This window comes from Pseudomonas sp. F007 (genome assembly GCF_057814275.1).
This window is the reverse complement of record NZ_JBVATA010000009.1, coordinates 347,432-363,682: the sequence shown is the minus strand read 5'-3', so window position 1 is coordinate 363,682 and position 16,251 is coordinate 347,432. Positions and strand designations below refer to the sequence as shown.

Below are 16,251 nucleotides of genomic sequence, written 5' to 3'. Positions count from 1 at the left end.
GACCTGGGGATCCAGAGAGCTTGCATGGATCCCCAGGCACAGCAGCGGCCATCCTGCACTTCACCGCCAGACTCTTGCGGCGTGTCTCCTTGACGTATTACCGGTTTCATTGGATTTGCTCCTGCTATCTCGCAGATGTTTTAGAGGGACACGACTGCGGCTGTGGCAGATGCAGCGGCGTCTTGATCGGGTATTCGGGACTGCCGTAGACATGGCAGGACGTAGTGACCTGGAGTTCGTCGCAGGGCAGGAAGTGCACGGTGAGGCCGCAGACTTTTTGGCCGGTGTAGTCGGGGATGGGGACGGATTGGGAGTGTTGGCGTTTTTGGGCTCTGATCGTCTTCGCCCAAGCTTCGTACTTGGCAGAATCTGCAAAGCCGGGAAATCCATCGGGATAGGCTATGCCCGTTTCCCAATCGACACGCACCATCATTCCCGACTTCCAGCGCGACGGGGCGATATAACAACAGCCTCCCCCACCACCTTGGTACGGTCCAATGACGTCGACTCCCGAGCGGCCCTCGACGCTAAAACGATTGATCGCCCAGTGCGTGTGATTGATCGCTTCAAGAGAGCCGGCCAGGGCACCTTGAACCAGGAGCATTCCCACCAGTCCGCATGTACCGGCCGCCATTGAGGTCCGCAGAGGGTGCTTGAGCAGCGGTTCGCTCGCTTGAGTCATGCGCACACAAGCCCTATCAGACCGTTCCATCAACGGCTCCTGCATTTTGCGCGTCATAGTCTGCCCATCGTGCATCGATGGCTTTCATGACTGCTGCCATACGCTCGGCATCCATGTAAGGCGGTTGTTGCGCACGCTCAGCTTCCAATCTGCGCCGACCGGCGTCCTCGGCCAGCAACTGCCCATTCTTCTCGAGGAACAGCACCAATTCGCGGCGGTTGCTCTCGCCGAAGAACACCATGCGCTCGCCGAAGTAGCTGCCCCCGGGCTCACGCCCATGCTTGAAGAGAAACCAGGCACGGGAGTCGTGGACCTGGTCGTCGAACAGCGCACGCAACAAGCCCGTAGGCTCAGTGGCGTTGCGGCTTTCGTCGACGTTCAACCGCAGGGTTTCACTGACATGATTGCGCTCGTGTTTCGGCGGTGGGAACAACAGGCTGACTTTTTCCTTGCCGGCATTTCTCATCAACTGGCGCTCGACCCGGGCTTCAGGACTGGCCTGGTTGACAATCAGCGCCGGGATGATCGCCAGCCGTGCCAGACGAACCACAAAGGGTGTGATGACGCTTGGGTTTCGGTAATCGATGCCGAACTCCTCGGCTGCTTCGCGCAACTGCGTCTGGGCCATGTCGGCGTCGAAGTCCTTGACGCCGGGGGCCAATGGCATGGGTGCGAGACGTTTGAATTGTTCGTTGACCTGTTGTTCTCGACGGTTTTTTACGATGAGTGCCTGCCTTGCGTTCCGGGCAGCTTCGGCGTTTTCTCGATCGGTTGGATCGGCCTCCGTATCGGAAGCCTGCGCATAAAAAGGGGTCTGTTTGAGACTGGCAAAGGCGTAGCGGTCAATGCGCCAGGCAGTGATCCAGGTCATCTGCTCACGCAGGGCCTGTTCGAGGGAGGTGGTGGATGGCAGGGGTTGGTAGAGTTCTGTTTGTTCGGGGGATAGGGGTTGGGAGACGGGAAGTAAGCCTAGAGTGACCTCTCGCCAGGCGTTGAATCTGACCACCAGCGTTGAGGACGCATCGAATTCTTTTTGCAACTCAGATTCCATTGCTCGCCAGAGCTCGTTCCGCAGGTCTGAAGGTAGAGACAGTGGTGGTACCTTCAAAGGTGCACCATGTGCAAACGCATCCGCATACATGTCATGCAACGCAATCTGCGACAGCAACAGTCCGTCACCCTCAAACCTACCCTCGCTATAAGCCTTACCCTGATCCCCCGGCGGATACCCACCGCCCTGGTCCGAATGCACCCCCGGATAAATCACCTCTGTGGAATTTGCCGGATACCCACCGTTCTCCTGCCGAATCGACTCCAGCGGAAAACAAAGACGCTGCTCATGGCTGGCCACGATGTGCAGGCAACGTTTCACCAACCGTTCCGGTATCTGCTGATTGCCATCGGCCCAGCTCATATGACCATTCGCCCCCGGAAAAATATCGGCGAGCCCCACCGACGCCACGGTATCCAGCAAACCCAGATACTCGACGCTAACGGGCAACGTCAGGTCGCGCAACGCCAATGACGGCGTCGAGGCGGTCCGCGACAAAAGGCCATTGAGCCAATTGACAAAGGCCCGGGCCGCCGCAGCGCCGCGGGAAAAACCATAGACATAAAGGCGCAGGCCCAACAATCGTGAGCGGCCAGGATGGTAGTCGGAGAGCGCGATGCGCAGCGGCTTCTCCAGCGCGTCAAGCTGCCGACGAAACTCGTTGGACCGATTGGCGCGGCCCATGGCAGATTCCATACCCGGCAAAGTGCCCATGGCCTTGACTGCTCGGCTCTGGGCCGCGTAATCCAGACGCGGTAATTCCAAGGCGCGCCGCAAGGCATCAATCAGCATCATCAACCCCCAGTTGACCCGCTCCTCGCCATACGCAGCGGTGGCCAACCCGAGCGTGGTGTAATCCAGGTCACCGACCTCCGCAAAAGGGGTGCCGACGCCGGGCATGTAGTACTTGAAATAGTCGGCATTGCCGAGCACCGGAGCGTCGAGCAGACCTCTGGCCGTGCTGCCGGCATGCCCGGTGCCGCCCGCATGCCCTGTACCGATACTGGCGCGAAACAGCCGGGCAATATTGGTGGGATGGGTAGGGTTCGCCAGGTACAGATCGTGGTTGAGGTTGTTGCCGGTGCCGTCGAAGAACAGACTGATGTGCAGAGTTTTGCAGCACGGCGGCATCACCCGGCGCCCCGCCGCCACGCTGAGGGCATCGTGGTAGTCGTGCCCCCATTGGTCCTGACGTCGGAGGTTGCGATAAACCTGGTGCGCACTCTCTGGTAACCGCCCCTGCTCAGGAAATGGAGGTGGATAGCAGATACTGGCGTGATTTATTTCGGACATGATTGTGGCTCCGGAATATTTAACGGGGTCTTGATCGGGTATTCGGGGCTGCCATAGGCATGGCAGGAGGTGGTCACCTGGAGCTCATCACAGGGAAGAAAGTGCACGGTGAGGCCGCAGACTTTTTGGCCGGTGTAGTCGGGGATGGGGACTAATTGGGTGTGTTGGCGTTTTTGAGCCTCAAGGTTCTCAACCCAGGCCAAATACTTTTCTCGATCTGCATAGCCGGGAAAATCAAAGGAATAGGCCACCCCCGTCTCCCAATCAACCCGCACCGTCATCCCCGGTTTCCAGCGCGTAGGCGCCGCATAACAACAACCACCGCCACCGCCCTGATAGGGCCCGATGATGTCCAGCCCCGACTGGCCATCAACGGCAAATCGATTGATCGCCCAATGGGTGTGATTGATGGCTTGGAGAGTTCCACCCGGCGCGCTTTGCGGGAATATTGTCGCTAGAAGAGCGCTGAGCATGACGAGCCCCCCATCGCCACGTATAGGTATGAACATGCTGATTAACTCCTGTTGTCAGAATGAGTGGCACAGGCCTCGTACACCTTGCTGAGCGTGTACGCCTGCCGATCGGCATCGAGCAATAATCCGCGCTGCGTCGCATCGAGCATGGCCGCGTAACACACCTGAAACCGCTGCTCCGCACTCAAGTAACGTGGGATCACTGCAGCCAGACTTTTGATTGCCAACGTCGCATCGCTGGCACAGCCCAGCGTCTCCAACTGGCTATCGCTCAATTCGATATGAGAGAAGTCTTCAGGATCTGGCGGCGAATCCGCAGCACCCACCAATCGTCCCGGCAAGCCATCGCGGTCCAGCCAACTCCAGAACACCGCAGGACAGAGCAAGTCCCGCTGCTGCTCGGGTTCAAGCACATGACTGAACAGCAAGGGAAACAACCGCGGGTCGTAATAGCGCAGCAACCCCAAACACCCGCCATTGCGCGCTTCAATACAGCGACCCAGGTGGTCGGCCAGCGTCTCAAACGGCCATAGCGAGGCCAGCACCAGCAGTTGCGATTGGCATTTCAGCGTTTGCACCAGACCGACAAACCACAACCGCTGCATCGGTTGCGCTAGGTCGACGCGAACCAGCAGCGGTGCCAAGTCCACGGCGCCCTCCTCGGGTAAGCCGCTGAACAATGAGCGCCAGGGCAACGCCGGTTCAACGCTCAGTACACTCGGTAGCAGCGGGCTCGGGCTGCCGGCTTGATCGATGATCACGTCAAGGTAAGTGATGGACGCGTCGGCGCAGGACGACTCCAGACGCTCGATCCAGATATCGCAATGAACTGAACTCATCCTCGCGCCTCCCGACCGGTAAAGCCTTCGGCCTGAGCCCGCGCCTTTCTCAGGCACTCCTTGCATACGGAACTGGGCAGCTCGGGCAATGGAAAGCCTGCCCCCGACGGTGGGCTGAATCGATGCTGCCCATTCATACTGATCAAGCCTGGGCTATGAAGCTGAATTTCCCCCGCCGGCGTGATGCGGATGTAGGCCCCGCCACACCCCAACGTGATCCCATTCTTCGCCGTCACCTGCACGTGCCCCTGCGCCGACTGCAGGGTGAGGTCCTGCTGGGCGATCAGGTCCAGCAGGTCGCCGTGGGATTCGATTTGCAGCGGGCCTTTGCCCGATACCAGGCGCATGCCCTCCTGCTGGGCCAATAGCGACATGCCCTGGTTGGCGTGGACCGACAGGCGTTGCGCGGCGGCGAGGTTGATGTCGTCGGCGCTTTGCACGTAGAGCGCGTCGCCGCTTTTCAGCAGCAGGCTGGCCGGGGTCACTGCGCCAATGCCCTTGGGTGCGCTGAGCAGGATGGCGGCGCCGTGCAGGTCTTTGGCGTCGGTCTGCAGTTGCTGCAATCCACCGATGTCGGGTGTTTGGCTGTGATGGGCCTGAGCGATTTCCCGGCATTCGGCGAGTTGCTGGCGTGCGCTTTGGATCGCGTCGGTTGCCGGCTCCATGCTCAGCACATCGCCGATGGCCTTGGTCTGTTTATCGGCGCTGATGAGCACGCCTTTTCCTGCGCGAATGACGCCCCAGTCATCGGTCCGGAGCTCAACCCCCTCCCCTCGCTTCTGCTTCTTGGCATCCACCAGATGCCCCAGATTCAGCTGGCTCTTGCCGCCATACTCGGTACTGAGCTTGACGTGCTCCTGCCCGCGGTTGTCTTCCATGCGCAACTTGTTGTTCGCAGGCGTGCGCAAGACATTGCGGGTGTGATCGCGGCGTCTGTCGGTAACGAGATCGGGCCGTTCGCTGTCGTGCAGGGCGTGGGCGATGTAGGGGCGATCGGGGTCGCCCTCTTCGAAGGCGATCGCCACTTCGGTGCCGTCGATCAGCGGCAGGTGCAGGCCGTAGGTGTCGCCGGCGTAGGGTCGGGCCAGGCGCAGCCAGCGGCTTTCGCGACCCTGGGGCCAGGTGTCGCGGTCGAAGAGGAATTTGACCCGGTAGTAGCCGTGGCGGTCCATTTCCGCGTAGGTGTCGCGGGCGACGTTGCTGCTGATGCGCGCGGGAATGGTGCCGGCGATCTTCGGTTTGCTCGGAATCGGGGGGCGGAAACAGATGAAGGCGTCGTAGGGCATCGCGTCGAAGTGGGCGATAAACGCGCTGTTGCGGGCGGCGTGGGTGCGCAGGTGGGTGATTACCGCGCGTTTGTTGAAGGCTTGCGGGGCGAGTTCGGACGTCTCCAGCACCTGGCCGGGGGCCAGGCTCAGGCAGTTGCTGGTGCCGCTGAGGCGGGTGCGCTGGTTGAGGTAGCGCTCGTGGCGCAGGCGCGCGAAGTGGTAACCGCTTTCCCGGGCCAGACTTTCGAACTGGTAGAGGGTATTGCCCAGTTCGCGGTAGGGCTCGGCGTAGTTGAAGGCCTCGCCGTAGGTGGTCTTGTCGTTGCGCACCTGGTTCACATCGCCATCGAGGTAGGCGCGCGCATCGAGCGGGTTGTAGCTGCGGAACGTGATGTGTTTTTCCACCACCTGGTGGCGGGCCTGCAGGTGCCAGAGGCGGTCCTTGTCGTTGCTCTGGCCCGTCAGGGGGTGGTACGGCAGCTTGATGCCGAACTCATAACCCTTCTGCTCATCGTGGAATTCCACCACGTCGCGGCGCACGGTCGGGTGGCTGGCGATGCGGTACCAGATGCCGACTTCGGCCAGCAGGCGATGGATGAAATCCAGGTCGCTTTCGTTGTACTGCATCACCTGTTCGCGGCGCGGGTACTCGTGCACCAGGCGGAATGGGCAGTCGAAATGCTCCATGTCATGGCGGCTGAGGAGGATGCTCTTGACGATCTCCGGCACCGACTGATCCTGGTAGATCCGGTACTGCTTGCCGCGTCCGGCCAGGGCCAGGCGCGGCTCGAGGGTCACCGAATAGCGGGTCAGTTCGGCAGACTCCGACAGGCGCTGGAAGCCGGTGATGATCCCGTACAGGGTGCGCGCCGGCTTGTGTTCGATGACCCGCAAGCCTGAATAGCTGTCTTCCGGCGGCCCGTAGAGGCTGAACCAGGCGTGCTTGTTGAGCACCTCTTCGACGCCGATGTCCCGCGCATCGCTGGTGAATTCGAGGGTGTAGAGAAAGGGCCGGCTGAGGCCTTCTTCGCCGTCGAAGGCCAGGAGGTCGATCTTGGCCTGGAGCCGGTGGATTTCGAGGGTGTGGTTGTGAAAAACGCGGTATTTATCGGACAAAACTCAGACCTCCCTGGACCTTTTCAGTGTCGGGGGAGGACTATTCCTACCCTCGATGAAGCGCAGGAAGGCTTTCATGAAGGGGATAACGGATGGAATCAGACGTTTCGGTTTGGTGTGTAGGATGGGTCTGTGTATTAAGACAGCAGGGTTGTCAGATCCGTCTCAACCCTGTCTAAACCTCGCCACCCTCACCCCGCATGCTGCTTGCGATATTCCCCCGGCGCGATGCCGAACCTCGATTTGAAGGCCGTGGAGAAGTGGCTGGAATCGGCAAAGCCCCAGGAATAACCCAGCACCGACAGTTTCTGTTCGCCTGAGGATTTGCGCAGGGACTCGGCGCACAGGTCCAGCCGGCGGTTCTTGATGTAGCGCGCGACCACCAGGCCTTTTCTGGCGAAGATCCGGTACAGCCCGCGCACCGACATGCCGACTTCCCTGGCCAGCCATTCGGGGCACAGTTCCTCGGATTGGATGTGCCGGTCGATGCACTCCAGGGTCTTGCGAAACACCCGCTCGTGGACGTCGTTGCTGTCATCGGCCGCGCAGAGCGCCGGGCGCAGCAGGCTGATGACCGCCTCCAGGGTCGCTTCGCTTTCCTGCAGGGTCAGGTTGTCCTGGCGCGTCGCCTCAAGGATAAGTTGCCGCGACAGCCGGGCCAGCGGTGTGGTGCCGGCGATGCGCTGGGCGCAGGCGACCGGGTTGAACTGCATGGCCTGACGCAGTGCTTCCGATGGCAGGATCAGCGACAACTGTCGGGAGTTACCGGTGTAGGTGAAGTCGCTGGGCCGGGAAGCATCGATCAGGGTGATGTCGCCGGTTCGCAGCAGTGCTTTGCTGTCGCCCTGGGCCATGTCGGCTTCGCCGTCGAGCTGGAACACGGCGAAGAATTTGCTGCCCTCGCCTGCGGCGATTTGCGCCGGGGTGCGGAACAACCTTGCCTGACAGGCGTCGACCACGCTGAGTTTCAGCGCACCACTCTGGTAGGGGCGGATCTGTCCACTGAAGCCGCCGCCCAATGTCTGTGCATCGAAGGCGCCGCAGACTTGATTGATCTGATGGATCCACTGCTCGAACCCATCAGCACGCTGTGCACTTGAAGGCATCATTTCCAGACCTCACGCAGGCTTGTTTTTATTGTCTACGCCAGTACCCGTCACTCTTTACTTCAGGCCTCCGAAGCGGCGGTAGAAGCTGTCACCGACATCCGGCAACGGCCCGTCGGCGGTTTCCAGTGCACTGTTGAGCCACTCTTCGGCCTTGGCGTAGATCAGCCGATAGATATTGCGGCACAACTGGCGTGCGGCGCGGCCTTCCCAATCGCCGGGCAGGAGTTCATCCGGCAACTGCGGGTCACGCAGGAGCAATTTACGGTACTCGTGAATAAGCAGGACACGTGCCAGGAAGCAGTCTTCCGGTTGCAGGGTCTCCTGCTCGCGCAGCGCTTGCCAGAGCGGCCGGAACAACTGGATGAACTCGCTGTAGTGCGCCGCCAGCTCTTCGATGCTCCAGCTCTCGCGCACTTGCATGCGCAGCGCCTTCGAGGCCAGCACATCTTGCGCGGTGGTTTCGAAGACGATGGTGTCTTCCAGAACGCCGAGATCGACCAGCGTTGCGTTGACATCGCCACGGTCGCTGCGCGGGCTGGCCAGCACCACTGGCGAGATCGCGCCAAAGCCTTGCCATTCGAGCTCTTCGCGCACTTGTTTGCGTTTGTCCTGGCTCAGTTGCGAGAGCATCACCAGGCACCAGGAGCCGTCCCAGGCCGGCATGCTGGTGCTGTAGACCCGCTTGAAGGCCTTGTCGAAACGCCGGCGACCGGTGCCGGTCAGGCTGTAGTAGCTGCGCCGACCGACCTTTTCAGCGGTCAACCAGCCTTCCTTGGTCAGGCGGAAAATCGAGGTGCGGATCAGCCGTTCGTTGATCCCGATCGGCTCCAGCAATTGAATCAGGCTGCCCAGCCAGACGGTGCCGCCGTGGGGCTCGATGGCATCACCGTACAGGGTGATGATCAGGGAGCTGGCGCGGATGGGCGTCTGTTCCTGGAAGCGGGTGATCAGATGGTTCAAGGGTGTCAGGGACGACATGGGCGTACCGAGCGAAAAAAGAAAGGGAATATACCGAAAGCCGCCCCCCTGTAGGAGCCGGCTTGCTGGCGAAGGTGTGTCAGGCGACACCAAGGTAGCTGACCGGCTCCTACAAAGGGTTCACACGCTGCTGCCCTTGGGCCGCAACCCGCTGTCGCTGATCCGTGGGCGATCCGCCTCTGGCTCAGTCAACGGCTCGCAGACCTGCATCTGTTCCAGGCAGCGCTTGGCCAACTGCTGATACTCGCGGGTGCCGGCCTGTTTCCAGGCCACCTCCTGGTCGCTGAGGCTGCGCTTGATGCTCGCCGGCGCGCCCATCACCAGCGACTGCTCGGGGCATTCGAAGCCGGCCTTGACGAAGGCGGCCGCCGAGACAAATGACCGCGCACCGATCCGCGCGTTGTCCATCACCACCGCATTCATCCCCACCAGGGCGTCGGCGCCGATCCGGCAACCGTGCAGCACCGCGCCGTGACCGATATGGCCGTTGCGCTCGACCACCGTGTCGCTGTCCGGAAAACCGTGCATCACGCAGGTGTCCTGCAGATTGGCGCCCTCCTCGAGGACGATCCGCCCGAAGTCGCCGCGCAGGCTGGCCAGCGGCCCGACATAACAATGGGGGCCGATGATCACGTCACCGATCAATACGGCGGACGGGTGCACATAGGCACTGGGATCAACCACCGGGGTCAGGCCGTCGAGGCTGTAGCACGTCATGGCAGCTTCCTTCACAAAGCGATGCGATTTATGAATCAATTTGTATCACATCGTTTTTACAAGCACAAAGACTAAAAAGCGTATCACTTGAAACCGCGGTTTCCGATGACCTGCCACGGCCCGCAAATTCACCGAACAAACCCAATAAAAACGGGGCTATCCGCCAATAAAAAACGTCCTTGAACAGAGCAGGAGAGTAGAAACCCAACACAAATAGGACACGCTAATTCACTTTTAGTATTGCTTTTTCGTATCACATCATAGGTATACTCGGCGAAAACCGACCCCTGCGGTCGATCCAATAACAAGCCGGCCCACCGCCGAGCGTGCACCGTGAGGGCACCCACCATGCCGCTAACCCTTGCTGTCGAGCTGATCGAGCCCGGCGTCCGCCTGATGACCCTGCAACGCCCGCAAGCCCTGAATGCCCTGAACACCCAGCTGCTGGGCGAGTTGGCAAATGAGTTGAGCGTTGCCCAGGCCGATCCGGACACCCGCGCCGTGGTCATTACCGGCAGCCGCAAGGCGTTCGCCGCCGGCGCCGACATCAAGGAAATGGCCGAACGCGACCTGGTCGGCATCCTCGACGATCCGCGCCAGGCGTCCTGGCAGGCCATCACCCGCTTCAACAAACCGCTGATCGCCGCAGTCAACGGCTTCGCCCTCGGTGGTGGCTGCGAACTGGCGATGCACGCCGACATCATCATTGCCGGCGAAGACGCGCGCTTCGGCCAACCGGAAATCAACCTCGGGATCATGCCCGGTGCCGGTGGCACCCAACGCCTGCTGCGGGCGGTCGGCAAGTCGATGGCTATGCAGATGGTCCTCACCGGCGAGTCGATCGACGCGCGCCAGGCCCAGCGCGCCGGGCTGGTCAGCGAAGTGACCCAGCCGGAGTTCACCGTCGAGCGCGCCGTGCAGGTCGCCCGCAACATCGCCAGCAAGGCGCCGCTGGCGGTGCGCCTGGCCAAGGAAGCCCTGCTCAAGGCGATGGACACCGACCTGGCCAGCGGCCTGCGCTTCGAGCGCCATGCCTTCACGGTGCTGGCCGGCACCCGCGATCGTGACGAAGGCATCAGCGCCTTCCAGGAAAAACGCACGCCTTCCTTCACCGGCCAGTAACGCCCCGAACACCTATAAAGCGAACGACCTCCCAGAGAGCGCCAAGACCATGAACTTCGAACACATCCTGTTTTCCATCGAGGCCGGCGTCGCCCTGCTCAGCCTCAATCGCCCCGAGCAACTGAACAGCTTCAACACGCAGATGCATGGCGAGGTGAAGGAAGCGCTCAAGCAAGTACGCAACAACCCGGACGTGCGGGTACTGCTGCTGACCGGCGAAGGCCGCGGCTTCTGTGCCGGGCAGGATCTGAGCGATCGCAACGTCGCACCGGGCAGCGCCGTGCCGGACCTGGGCGAGTCGATCGAGAAGTTCTACAACCCGCTGATCCGCCAATTGCGCGACCTGCCGCTGCCGGTGATTTGCGCAGTGAACGGCGTGGCAGCCGGTGCCGGCGCGAACATTCCGCTGGCCTGCGACCTGGTCCTGGCCGCCCGTTCGGCGAGCTTCATCCAGGCGTTCTGCAAGATCGGCCTGATCCCTGATTCCGGCGGCACCTGGACCTTGCCACGGCTGGTCGGCATGGCCCGCGCCAAGGCCCTCGCCCTGCTCGGCAACCGCCTGACGGCAGAACAGGCTGAACAATGGGGCCTGATCTACCGTTGTGTGGACGACGCCGAACTGCGCGCCGAAGCACTGAAACTCGCACAACACCTGGCCACCCAGCCCACCTATGGCCTGGCGCTGATCAAACGCAGCCTGAACGCCAGCCTGAGCAACAGCTTTGACGAACAGCTGGATCTGGAACGCGACCTGCAACGCCTGGCCGGGCGCAGTGAGGATTACCGCGAAGGCGTCGGCGCCTTCATGGAAAAACGCACCCCGACCTTCAAGGGACGCTGAGTCATGACCGCACTGAACAAAACTGAACGGGTGGCGGTGATCGGCGCCGGCGCCATGGGTGCCGGTATCGCCCAGGTCGCGGCCCAGGCCGGTCATCCGGTACTGCTGCTGGACAACCGCCCTGGCGCTGCCGCCGAGGCCATCGAAGGCATCGACCGGCAACTGGGCAAACGCGTCGATAGCGGCAAGCTGTCCGCCGAATCGCGCAGCGCTACCATCGCTCGCCTGCAGGCGGTGGAGACCATCGAAGCCCTGGCCGGTTGCGACCTGATCATCGAGGCCATCGTCGAGAACCTCGAGGTCAAGCGCGCGCTGTTCCGCCAGCTCGAAGAGATCTGCGGCGACCACTGCATCCTCGCCAGCAACACCTCGTCGCTGTCGATCACCAGCATTGCCGCACAACTGCGCCAGCCGCAGCGCCTGCTCGGGCTGCACTTCTTCAACCCGGCACCGGTCATGGCACTGGTGGAAATCGTCTCTGGCCTGGCCAGCGATCCAGCCTTGGCCGAGTGCCTGTACGACACCGCCAAAGCCTGGGGCAAGAAGCCGGTGCACACCCGCTCCACCCCGGGCTTTATCGTCAACCGCGTGGCCCGGCCGTTCTACGCCGAGAGCCTGCGCCTGCTGCAGGAAGGCGCCGCCGATTGCCCGACCCTGGACGCCCTGATGCGCGAAGCCGGTGGCTTTGCCATGGGCGCGTTCGAGCTGACCGACCTGATCGGCCACGACGTCAATTACGCAGTGACCTGCTCGGTGTTCGACGCCTATTACCAGGACACCCGCTTCCAACCTTCGCTGATTCAGAAGGAACTGGTGGACGGCGGACGCCTGGGGCGCAAGAGCGGACAGGGTTTCTATCGCTATGCCGAAGGTGCGATGCGCCCGCCAGCGAGCGAGATCAGCAGCGGCGCCAGCATCGAAAGCTGTGTGGCCGAAGGCGATCTGGGCATTGCCCGCGAGCTGCTGCCACGCCTGCGCGAACACGGCGTCGAGGTCATCCAGCGCGACGGCTCGGGCCTGCTGCGGGTCGGCGATGCGGTGCTGGCCCTGAGCGACGGACGCATGGCCTGCCAGCGCGCGCGCGAAGACGGCTTGCGCAACCTGATCCTGCTGGATCTGGCGCACGACTACGGCAACGCCAAGCGCATCGCCATCAGCCACGCGGCCGGTATCGATCCGCTGGCCCTGGAACAAGGCGTGGCCCTGCTGCAACGCGCCGGCCTCACGGTCAGCCTGCTCAGCGACAGCCCGGCCCTGGCGGTGTTGCGCACCGTAGCGATGCTCGCCAACGAAGCCGCCGACGCCCTGCTGCAAGGCGTGGCCTCGGCCACCGACATCGATCTGGCGATGCGCGCCGGGGTCAACTACCCCCAAGGCCCACTGGCCTGGGCCGATGCCGTGGGCCTGGGGCACATCCTCACGACCCTCGACAACCTGCAAGCCGGCTACGGCGAAGAGCGCTACCGGCCATCGCTGCTGCTGCGGCGCCGGGTAGCCGAAGGGAGCAAATTCCATGACTGATCATCAAGCGCTGGACCTCGCCAGCGCCTGCGCGCAAACCCTGTTCCAGCGCGACAACGCCAGCCAGGCCATGGGCATGCGCCTGTTGTCCGCCGGCCCGGGTTGCGCGCGGGTCGGCATGACCGTGCGCGACGATATGGTTCAGGGCCACGGCACCTGCCACGGCGGCTACTTGTTTGCCCTCGCCGACTCAGCCTTCGCCTTTGCCTGCAACAGTTACAACGAGGCCACCGTGGCCATCGGTTGCAGCATCGACTACATCGCCCCGGCGCGCCTGGGCGACACCCTGAATGCCGACTGCATCGAGCAAAGCCGCTCCGGTCGCACCGGCAACTATGACGTGCGTATTGAAAACCAGCAGGGTCAGTTGATCGCCCTGTTCCACGGCAAATCCTACAAAGTGCGCGGCCCGGTGCTGACGCCGGAGAACTCGAATGAATGACGCGCTGATCATTGACGCAGTCCGCACCCCGATCGGCCGCTACGCCGGCGTCCTCAGCAGCGTACGTGTCGATGACCTCGGCGCGGTGCCGTTGCGTGAACTGCTGCGCCGCTACCCGCAAGTGGACTGGAACGCCGTCGACGACGTGATCTACGGCTGCGCCAACCAGGCCGGCGAAGACAACCGCAACGTCGCGCGCATGTCGGCGCTGCTGGCCGGATTGCCGGTCAGCGTGCCCGGCACCACCCTCAACCGTCTGTGCGGTTCGGGGCTGGATGCGGTCGGCACGGCGGCGCGGGCGATTCGTAGCGGCGAAGCCGGGTTGATGCTGGTGGGCGGCGTCGAGTCGATGTCCCGCGCCCCGCTGGTGATGGGCAAGGCCGAGCAGGCGTTTTCCCGTCAGGCGGAGATTTTTGACACCACCATCGGCTGGCGCTTCGTCAATCCGCTGATGAAAAAAGCCTTCGGCATTGATTCGATGCCGGAAACCGCCGAGAACGTCGCCGCGCAGTTCAACATTTCCCGCGCCGACCAGGACGCCTTTGCCCTGCGCAGCCAGCAACGTGCAGCAGCGGCCCAGGCCAACGGACGCCTGGCCAAGGAAATCGTCGCGGTGGAAATCCCGCAGCGCAAAGGCCCGGCCAAAGTGGTCGAGCACGACGAGCATCCGCGCGGAGACACCACCCTGGAGCAACTGGCCAAACTCGGCACGCCGTTCCGCGAGGGCGGCAGCGTCACCGCCGGCAATGCTTCCGGGGTCAATGACGGTGCCTGTGCCCTCCTGCTGGCCAGCCCGGAAGTCGCCAAGCGCCACGGTTTGACGGCTCGCGGTCGGGTAGTAGCCATGGCCACCGCCGGCGTCGAACCACGGATCATGGGCATCGGCCCGGTGCCGGCGACGCGCAAGGTGCTGGAACTGGCCAACCTGAGCCTGGCGGACATGGACGTCATCGAACTCAACGAGGCGTTCGCCGCCCAGGGCCTGGCCGTGCTGCGCGAACTGGGCCTGGGCGACAACGATCCACGGATCAACCCCAACGGTGGCGCGATTGCCCTGGGCCACCCCTTGGGCATGAGCGGCGCACGGCTGGTGACCACCGCCCTGCAGGAGCTTGAAGAACGCAACGGTCGTTATGCCCTGTGCACCATGTGCATCGGCGTCGGCCAAGGGATCGCGCTGGTCATCGAGCGGCTGTCCCAATAAAGAAACGCGATTCCCGGGGAGCCGACAGCGGTATCCTTGGGGCATGCACTCAAGCCCCCTGTGTGCAGGGGGCTGAAACACAAAAACAATTCGAGTGAAACCATGAACATGCCAATAGCCAAAGCCGTGCTCGACCCACAGCTGGACCCGCTGGAAACCGCCAGTGTCGACGAGTTGCGCCAGCACCAGCTGGAGCGTATGCGCTGGAGCCTGTCCCACGCCTACAAAAACGTGCCGCTGTACCGTCAGCGCTTCGATGCCCTGGGCGTGCACCCGGATGACATCAAGTCCCTCGAGGACCTGGCGAAGTTCCCCTTCACCACCAAGTCCGACCTGCGTGACAACTACCCCTACGGCATGTTTGCCGTGCCGATGAATGACGTCGTGCGCCTGCACGCCTCCAGCGGCACCACTGGTAAACCGACCGTGGTCGGCTACACCCAGAACGATATCGACACCTGGGCCAATGTGGTTGCCCGTTCGATCCGCGCGGCCGGTGGTCGGCGTGGCGACAAGGTGCATATTTCCTATGGCTACGGCCTGTTCACTGGCGGCCTCGGCGCGCACTACGGGGCTGAACGCCTGGGGTGCACGGTGATCCCGATGTCCGGCGGGCAGACCGAGAAGCAGGTGCAACTGATCAAGGATTTCCAGCCGGACATCATCATGGTCACGCCGTCGTACATGCTCAACCTGGCCGATGAAATCGAGCGCCAGGGCATCGACCCGCACAAGCTGGCCCTGCGCCTGGGCATCTTCGGCGCCGAGCCGTGGACCGCCGAGCTGCGCCGCGCCATCGAGGAGCGCCTGGGCATCACCGCCCTCGACATCTACGGCCTCTCGGAAATCATGGGCCCGGGCGTCGCCATGGAATGCGCCGAGACCAAGGACGGCCCGACCATCTGGGAAGACCACTTCTACCCGGAAATCATCGACCCGATCACCGGCGAAGTGCTGCCGGACGGGCAGATGGGCGAACTGGTGTTCACCTCCCTGAGCAAGGAAGCCCTGCCGATGATCCGCTACCGCACCCGCGACCTGACGCGCCTGCTGCCCGGCACTGCGCGGCCGATGCGACGGATCGACAAGATCACCGGCCGCAGCGACGACATGCTGATCATCCGTGGGGTCAACGTGTTCCCGACGCAGATCGAGGAGCAGGTGCTGAAAGTCAAACAGCTTGCCGAGTGTTATGAGATTCATCTGTATCGCAACGGCAACCTCGACAGCGTTGACGTTCACGTTGAATTGAAAGCCGAACACCAGCACCTGGGCGATGACCAGCAGAAGGCGGTGTGCAACGAACTGAGCAAGCACATCAAGACCTACATCGGCATCAGCTCACGGATCGTCCTGCAGCCGTTCCACTCGATCAAACGTTCCGAGGGCAAGGCCTGCCACGTGGTGGACAAACGCCCTAAAGCATGACTGCTGCACCCTTTACGGCCCCGCGATGCGGGGCTTTTTTTTGCCCGGTTTTTTGTCACCGACCACCGCCCCCCTGTAGGAGCGAGCTTGCTCGCGAAGGAGGGCAACGATGACGCGATAAGCCTGATGCCACGCGGCGGTCTCAGGTTCTTCGCTGGCAAGCCAGC

General features: G+C 62.6%; 14 protein-coding genes. 6 read left to right on the top strand and 8 right to left on the bottom strand.

Going from position 1 to position 16,251, the window contains the following annotated elements; genetic code table 11:
- Positions 1–124: 124 nt before the first annotated feature.
- The 8 genes from tli1a (ACZYR5_RS23790) to paaY all read right to left on the bottom strand — a co-directional run bounded on the left by tli1a (ACZYR5_RS23790) (position 125) and on the right by paaY (position 9,526).
- Entirely contained in the window at positions 125–604 is a 480-nt protein-coding gene (gene tli1a / locus ACZYR5_RS23790) for a Tli1a family immunity protein (protein ID WP_489091623.1), read from the bottom strand.
- Positions 605–698: 94 nt separating this feature from the next.
- Positions 699–3,026 (bottom strand): T6SS phospholipase effector Tle1-like catalytic domain-containing protein, encoded by a 2,328-nt coding sequence (locus tag ACZYR5_RS23785; RefSeq protein WP_489091624.1) that lies wholly within the window; start codon positions 3,024–3,026, stop codon positions 699–701.
- Complete coding sequence (tli1a, locus tag ACZYR5_RS23780; RefSeq protein WP_489091625.1) at positions 3,014–3,499, bottom strand: Tli1a family immunity protein; 486 nt, start codon at positions 3,497–3,499, stop codon at positions 3,014–3,016. Before tli1a (ACZYR5_RS23780) ends, ACZYR5_RS23785 begins: the two co-directional genes overlap by 13 nt.
- 41 nt (positions 3,500–3,540) lie before the next feature.
- Complete coding sequence (gene tla1 / locus ACZYR5_RS23775) at positions 3,541–4,338, bottom strand: toxin Tle1 chaperone Tla1 (RefSeq protein WP_489091626.1); 798 nt, start codon at positions 4,336–4,338, stop codon at positions 3,541–3,543.
- Entirely contained in the window at positions 4,335–6,722 is a 2,388-nt protein-coding gene (locus ACZYR5_RS23770; RefSeq protein WP_489091627.1) for a type VI secretion system Vgr family protein, read from the bottom strand. Before ACZYR5_RS23770 ends, tla1 begins: the two co-directional genes overlap by 4 nt.
- 191 nt (positions 6,723–6,913) lie before the next feature.
- A complete protein-coding gene (gene feaR / locus ACZYR5_RS23765; protein ID WP_489091628.1) occupies positions 6,914–7,831 on the bottom strand; it encodes a transcriptional regulator FeaR in 918 nt (305 codons plus the stop codon).
- A gap of 54 nt (positions 7,832–7,885) precedes the next feature.
- A complete protein-coding gene (gene paaX / locus ACZYR5_RS23760) occupies positions 7,886–8,809 on the bottom strand; it encodes a phenylacetic acid degradation operon negative regulatory protein PaaX (protein ID WP_489091629.1) in 924 nt (307 codons plus the stop codon).
- A 120-nt stretch (positions 8,810–8,929) separates the two neighbouring features.
- Positions 8,930–9,526 carry a phenylacetic acid degradation protein PaaY gene (gene paaY, locus ACZYR5_RS23755; protein ID WP_489091630.1) on the bottom strand — a complete coding sequence of 199 codons (597 nt, stop codon included), beginning with the start codon at positions 9,524–9,526 and terminating at the stop codon, positions 8,930–8,932.
- 348 nt (positions 9,527–9,874) lie between these two features.
- On the opposite strand from paaY, the gene paaF reads away from it, so the two are divergent.
- The 6 genes from paaF to paaK all read left to right on the top strand — a co-directional run bounded on the left by paaF (position 9,875) and on the right by paaK (position 16,084).
- A complete protein-coding gene (paaF, locus tag ACZYR5_RS23750; RefSeq protein ID WP_489091631.1) occupies positions 9,875–10,648 on the top strand; it encodes a 2,3-dehydroadipyl-CoA hydratase PaaF in 774 nt (257 codons plus the stop codon).
- Between the two features lie 49 nt (positions 10,649–10,697).
- Complete coding sequence (gene paaG, locus ACZYR5_RS23745; protein ID WP_489091632.1) at positions 10,698–11,489, top strand: 2-(1,2-epoxy-1,2-dihydrophenyl)acetyl-CoA isomerase PaaG; 792 nt, start codon at positions 10,698–10,700, stop codon at positions 11,487–11,489.
- A gap of 3 nt (positions 11,490–11,492) precedes the next feature.
- On the top strand, positions 11,493–13,010 hold the full coding sequence (gene paaH / locus ACZYR5_RS23740) for a 3-hydroxyacyl-CoA dehydrogenase PaaH (protein WP_489091633.1): 1,518 nt from the start codon (positions 11,493–11,495) through the stop codon (positions 13,008–13,010).
- Positions 13,003–13,452 (top strand): hydroxyphenylacetyl-CoA thioesterase PaaI, encoded by a 450-nt coding sequence (gene paaI / locus ACZYR5_RS23735; RefSeq protein ID WP_489091634.1) that lies wholly within the window; start codon positions 13,003–13,005, stop codon positions 13,450–13,452. The genes paaH and paaI overlap by 8 nt, the downstream gene beginning before the upstream one ends.
- Positions 13,445–14,656, top strand: coding sequence for a 3-oxoadipyl-CoA thiolase (gene pcaF / locus ACZYR5_RS23730; RefSeq protein ID WP_489091635.1), 1,212 nt, complete (start codon positions 13,445–13,447; stop codon positions 14,654–14,656). Before paaI ends, pcaF begins: the two co-directional genes overlap by 8 nt.
- 102 nt (positions 14,657–14,758) lie before the next feature.
- Positions 14,759–16,084: a phenylacetate--CoA ligase PaaK gene (paaK, locus tag ACZYR5_RS23725; RefSeq protein WP_489091636.1), complete on the top strand. Its 1,326-nt coding sequence runs from the start codon at positions 14,759–14,761 to the stop codon at positions 16,082–16,084.
- Positions 16,085–16,251 lie beyond the last annotated feature (167 nt).

Excerpts from the sequence above, each read along its gene's own strand:
- paaK (WP_489091636.1), top strand. The coding sequence starts at position 14,759 with ATGAACATGCCAATAGCCAAAGCCGTGCTCGACCCACAGCTGGACCCG.
- paaY (WP_489091630.1), bottom strand. The coding sequence starts at position 9,526 with ATGACGTGCTACAGCCTCGACGGCCTGACCCCGGTGGTTGATCCCAGT.
- feaR (WP_489091628.1), bottom strand. The coding sequence starts at position 7,831 with ATGATGCCTTCAAGTGCACAGCGTGCTGATGGGTTCGAGCAGTGGATC.
- tla1 (WP_489091626.1), bottom strand. The coding sequence starts at position 4,338 with ATGAGTTCAGTTCATTGCGATATCTGGATCGAGCGTCTGGAGTCGTCC.
- tli1a (WP_489091625.1), bottom strand. The coding sequence starts at position 3,499 with ATGCTCAGCGCTCTTCTAGCGACAATATTCCCGCAAAGCGCGCCGGGT.
- paaX (WP_489091629.1), bottom strand. The coding sequence starts at position 8,809 with ATGTCGTCCCTGACACCCTTGAACCATCTGATCACCCGCTTCCAGGAA.
- ACZYR5_RS23785 (WP_489091624.1), bottom strand. The coding sequence starts at position 3,026 with ATGTCCGAAATAAATCACGCCAGTATCTGCTATCCACCTCCATTTCCT.
- pcaF (WP_489091635.1), top strand. The coding sequence starts at position 13,445 with ATGAATGACGCGCTGATCATTGACGCAGTCCGCACCCCGATCGGCCGC.
- paaG (WP_489091632.1), top strand. The coding sequence starts at position 10,698 with ATGAACTTCGAACACATCCTGTTTTCCATCGAGGCCGGCGTCGCCCTG.
- tli1a (WP_489091623.1), bottom strand. The coding sequence starts at position 604 with ATGCTCCTGGTTCAAGGTGCCCTGGCCGGCTCTCTTGAAGCGATCAAT.
- paaI (WP_489091634.1), top strand. The coding sequence starts at position 13,003 with ATGACTGATCATCAAGCGCTGGACCTCGCCAGCGCCTGCGCGCAAACC.
- paaH (WP_489091633.1), top strand. The coding sequence starts at position 11,493 with ATGACCGCACTGAACAAAACTGAACGGGTGGCGGTGATCGGCGCCGGC.
- paaF (WP_489091631.1), top strand. The coding sequence starts at position 9,875 with ATGCCGCTAACCCTTGCTGTCGAGCTGATCGAGCCCGGCGTCCGCCTG.